This is a genomic window from Bacteroides sp. (assembly GCA_036351255.1).
Classification (GTDB): Bacteria; Bacteroidota; Bacteroidia; order Bacteroidales; family UBA7960; genus UBA7960.
Genome location: JAZBOS010000065.1, coordinates 1 through 5363 on the forward strand (window position 1 = coordinate 1; position 5363 = coordinate 5363).

The 5363-nt window shown below is 47.2% G+C and carries 2 protein-coding genes; both read left to right on the plus strand.

All coding sequences use genetic code 11. The features are described from left to right. The first annotated feature begins 50 nt into the window (after positions 1–50). Entirely contained in the window at positions 51–2831 is a 2781-nt protein-coding gene (locus V2I46_06075; protein ID MEE4177061.1) for a tail fiber domain-containing protein, read from the plus strand. A 230-nt stretch (positions 2832–3061) separates the two neighbouring features. After that, on the plus strand, positions 3062–5215 hold the full coding sequence (locus tag V2I46_06080) for a tail fiber domain-containing protein (GenBank protein ID MEE4177062.1): 2154 nt from the start codon (positions 3062–3064) through the stop codon (positions 5213–5215). Positions 5216–5363: the final 148 nt, after the last annotated feature.

Genomic DNA, 5363 nt, shown 5'->3' on the forward strand with positions numbered 1-5363 from the left:
ATAACCCTGCCTGCCAGCAGGCAGGAATGACAACAAAAAAACTTAAACCAATGAAGACGCCCATCCTTTTCGCCCTTGCCCTGGTATGGGGCACCGGCATCCTGGCCCAGGAATTGGTCAGGGAAGATGAAAACGACAAAACCGCTAAAGCGGTCCCCACCACCATCGATTTCCAGGGGCGGCTGCACCTGGAAAATGGCAACCCGGTAAGTGCCACCCTTGACATGACCTTTTCACTGTATGATGTTCCTTCAGGAGGCGTTGCCCTGTGGACTGAAACCCAAACCGTACAGGTAAGCGAGGGGCTGTTCCAGGTAAAATTGGGTGAAATCAACCCCTTGCACATTGATCATTTTGCCGGCAGTCCTGGACGCTGGCTGGGAATGCAAATCGGCACAGAACCCGAGATGAGCCCGCGTACCCAGTTCTCCAGCGTGGGCTATGCCTTGCAGGCCCCGGAAGGTGATCCCACCTGGGTTGGAGACCCCATACCCTCAGAACCGGTAGGAAGAACCGGAAACGTGGGCATCGGCACAGAAAACCCGCAGGCCAAACTTGAGGTGGCTGAAGGGGATGCCTTGATAAACGATCTAACCATTGGAAAAGGCGGAGGAGGTCATTTGGAAAATACGGCCCTTGGCAACAGCGCTCTCTCACTCAACGAGTCAGGTTTGTATAATACGGCCATGGGCAACGCTTCTTTATTAAACAACCTTTCAGGAATAAAAAATTCAGCTTTTGGATATCATGCACTGTTTTCAAACACCAGCGGGCATGATAATACTGCAATTGGGACACAAGCGCTTTCTTCTAATTCAACAGGCAAAAAAAATACAGCAACTGGTTTCAATTCATTGTCTAACAATACCTCCGGAGAGAATAATGTTGCAACGGGCGAGGGAGCTCTGTATTCTAACACAATCGGAAATAACAACACAGCCCTGGGCCAGTATGCCCTCCCAAATAATATCGGGGGTCATGGAAATACCTCGGTTGGGCAGCATACAATGGCCTTTAATTCTTCCGGAAGTTACAATACCGCCCTGGGGAACTATGCCCTTAACAATAACACGACAGCCTACGCCAATGTGGCCATTGGAGCCAAGGCCCTGTTTCAAAACACCGACCGGAGCAACCTGGTCGCCGTTGGGGATAGTGCTTTGTATAATAATGGCTTGGGGGCAAGTGCACTCCATCATGGACTAGGCAATACCGCGATTGGTTCCAAATCGCTATTCTCAAACACCATTGGTGATGAAAACACGGCTTGCGGAAACTTTTCAATGTATTATAACCAGGATGGTGTAAATAATTCCGCTTTGGGAGGTTATGCATTGTACAACAACTTGAGTGGAAATAATAATACGGCCATGGGTTATGAAGCCTTAATGGTTAATGCTTCAGGTTCCGGAAATACTGCTATTGGCGGAGGTTCCCTTAGTCATAATAAATCTGATAGTAACACGGCCATAGGTTATCATTCGGGGAATGCAGGCATTATCACCCAATTTTTAAACAATGTTAATAATACTTTCATCGGGGCAAATACTGGTTATTCCGATGGGAACATTGCCAACAGCACGGCTTTGGGAGCCAATGTCATGCTGACGCATTCCAATACGGTGATCCTTGGCAATAATGCCAATATAGGTATTGGCACCACCACCCCGGAAGGAATGCTTGAAATAAAAGGCAATTCCGTAGATAATTTTCCTCATGTATTCCTCACTGAAACGGATGGATTTTCCAGGATATCCTTCCGAACCTTGCTGGCTCCTGAAAAACACTGGGTTATTGCAGCCACGACACAAGAATCCAATTCCTTGTCGCAATACCATATCAATTTCAACAATGGCATTGAAGGGAAAAACATGTTTAGTATCTATGGGGACTCCCGTTTATATCTGCATGGTGAAGTCGGAATTACCGGTGGACTAAATGTAAGTGGTGAAATAGGGATAGGGGGAATGGTTGGAATTGGCACTACAGCCCCAAACCGTTTATTGCACGTTTTTGGCGAGGCAAACCCCAGGATCCTGGTGGAATCCCCTGCACAGGCTCCCGAATTAAACTTGAAACGGGGAAGCACCCTGCATTCCATGTATGTCAATGGAAATCAGGACCTGGTGTTCAGTTGTACCAGCGACAGAATGGTAATAACCGATAATGGGATGGTCGGCATTGGCACTATCAACCCGACCCGGCCCCTGCATATCTTTGGGGAGGCAAACCCCAGGATCTTGGTGGAATCGCCTGCCCAGGCTCCCGAATTAAACCTGAAACGGGGAAGCACCGTGCATGCCCTATATGTCAATGGCAATGACGACCTGGTGTTCTATTGCCTGGGCGACAGAATGTCCCTAACCAATGATGGAAATGTTGGAATCGGCACCACAGCACCCAATTACAAGCTGGATGTCAGGGGAACCATCGGGAATAGCACTACCCTTTATCACAGCGACCGCCGCTGGAAAACCCGCATACAACCCATTCCTTACGGGCTGAATGCCTTGATACAGCTGCAGGGAGTCAGCTACGTGTGGAAGCAGGAGGAATTCCCCCAGATGGGTTTTGAAGAAGGCATCCAGTTCGGTTTCATTGCCCAGGACCTGGAGCAGGTCATTCCCGAACTGGTAAAAACCGATGCTGAGGGTTACAAGTCCATTGATTACGTGAAACTCCTTCCCGTGATGGCAGAGGCCATCAAGGAACTGAAAGCCGAAAACGATCGGCTCCGGGCCGAAAACGATACCCTCAAAAACAACGATCAACAGCTCAATGCCCGCCTCGAACGCCTCGAAAAGGCACTGGAGAGCTTGAGCGAGAGATGAGAAGTGAGAGGAGAGAAGTGAGAGACTTTAGAGACTTATGAAACTTAAGAGAAAAGAAAGTCCACGAATCCACACAAATAAAAAAACACAAATTGACACAAAAAATCCCACAAACACCTGACGACCAACAATCAAAACCCCAAACTCAAAACCCCAAACTTTGAACCTTAAACCTTGAACCCTGCCTGCCGGCAGGCAGGCTTAAACCTTAAACCTTAAACTTTAAACCTATGAAACCAACTTTGCTTTTCGCCATGATCCTGGTGTGGACCACCGGCCTCATGGCCCAGGACCCGCAAATCTTGATTGCTCCTCCCATGATCGATTTTCAGGGTCGCCTGGCTGACCCGGAAGGCAATCCGGTAAACGCCAGCCTGGACATCACTTTTTCCTTATATGAGTCGGCAACGGGTGGTACCGCCTTTTGGTCTGAAACCCAAACCGTCCAGGTGACGGATGGATTATTCCAGGTCACCCTTGGATCAGTCGTTCAGCTCGCCGCTGATCTTTTCCAGGATGCAGACCGCTGGCTGGGCATCCAGGTGGGCACCGAGGCCGAGATGAGCCCGCGCACCAAATTCTCCAGTGTAGGATTTGCCTTTCAGGCCGAAGAGGTCAACCTGGTAACCAATGCCAGCCTTTCCGGCACTGGCTCTTCGCTTTGGCCCCTTCAAATTGCACAGCAGGGCGCATCTGCCGGACAGGTGCTAAAATGGAATGGATCTGAATGGTCTCCAGGAGAAGATTCAGAAGGAATGGCATTATGGCAGCAAAACGGAAATCATATCTATTTTAATTCGGGGAATGTGGGAATAGGCATTACAAATCCCCGCAGTAATTTTGAGATAGCATCCTCCGCCATCCCACAGATCCGGTTGAATAATACTTCAACAGAAGCCAGTAATGTTCAGAAAATAACCTTCTGGAAGGGATCAACCGAAAAATTTGCCATCGGTTATGACCTTTGGGGCACCGGGGAGGATCTGTTCACCCTTTACGATACACCCAACCTGGTTCCCGTTCTGAATATTCAGAACAGCAATGTGGGGATCGGGGCATTCCCTGAAAACTCAAAAGTCCACATTAAAGTCAACAGCAATGCTGATTATCCACACTTAATGCTTGAAGAGAGTGAAGGAGACTATGCCAGACTGACATTTAAAAACACAGCCATCCCAACAAAATACTTTACGTGGGCTGCATTGTGTTCAGACAATGACAATGATTCCAGAATGAACCTCTGGTATTATAATGGCTCTTCAGGCCAGGATATCTTCACCATTAGAGGAAATGGAACTGTTGGCATTGGAACAGACAACCCAGTTTACGATCTGGAAATAAATAAACCTTCAGGAAATTCCCATCTAATGGTAAAATCAGCAACCAATGGTGCATACCTGACTTTGGATATGGAGGGAAGCTATGCAAGCAATTATTCATTCATAAACTTTAAGAAAGGGGGTGAACAGAAGTTTACCGTAGGACTTGCATATGACGAGTTCAGAATCTTTAATAGCAATGCCAAAGGATTATTGATAAAATCAGATGGTGATCTCACTGTTCCTCCAGGAGGAAGATTGGGTATAGGTGTAAGTGACCCTGTTGGTCCATTTTGTGTTAATGGTGGTACTTCATCAACTTTTGCCCATTATTTCAATAGTAGTAGCGGACAGGGAGGAACTGATGGATTACTGATTGGCCTTTCGGGAACGATGGGATGGCTGTATAATTATGAAAACGGGCCACTTAAATTCGGAACAAATGATAAGACAGTAATGACTCTTGATGAAAATGGCAGAGTTGGTATTGGAACATCAACCCCAGGATCCCGGTTACATGTAAAACAAGCAGGAAACGGTTTCCAAAACGGACTGCGCCTTGAAAGGCCTGACAACACTTACTGGTGGAGCATACAGATCAACAGTTATAACGACCTCGTCTTTGATTATAATGGCAGCAATACCCGGGCGTGGATAGAGCATGCCACGGCTGAATACCATTATGTTTCCGACCGTAACCTGAAAACGGACATAAATCCAGTCCATTCTGCATTAAGCAAGCTCATGCAGCTAAACCCGGTAACATTCAGGTTTAAATCAAATCCTGACTCAGAGGATGTCTCCTATGGGTTGATTGCCCAGGAGGTAAAAGAAATTTACCCTGAATTTGTTTCCGAGAACAACGGAAACCTAGGCATTGCCTATCACAACTTTTCTGTGGTAAACATTAAAGCCATTCAGGAACAACAAGAAGAGATCGCTTTTATGCAAAAGCAGATTGAAGAACTTGTGAAACAAAACCAGGAACTGCAAGAGGAGATCTTGCAACTAAAAACCACGGTAAACGCCCGGCTTGAACGCCTGGAAAGTCTGAGCGAGAGATGAGAAGTAAGAGATGAGAGATGAGTGATAAGGAGCATGGGGCATGAAGAAAGAGATGAGAAGTGAGAGATGAGCCAGCAACCCTTATTGGCAAGGGGTATGGGCAAGACCTCAAACCTGAAACCCGAAACCTGACAATCCGCTGGTTAGC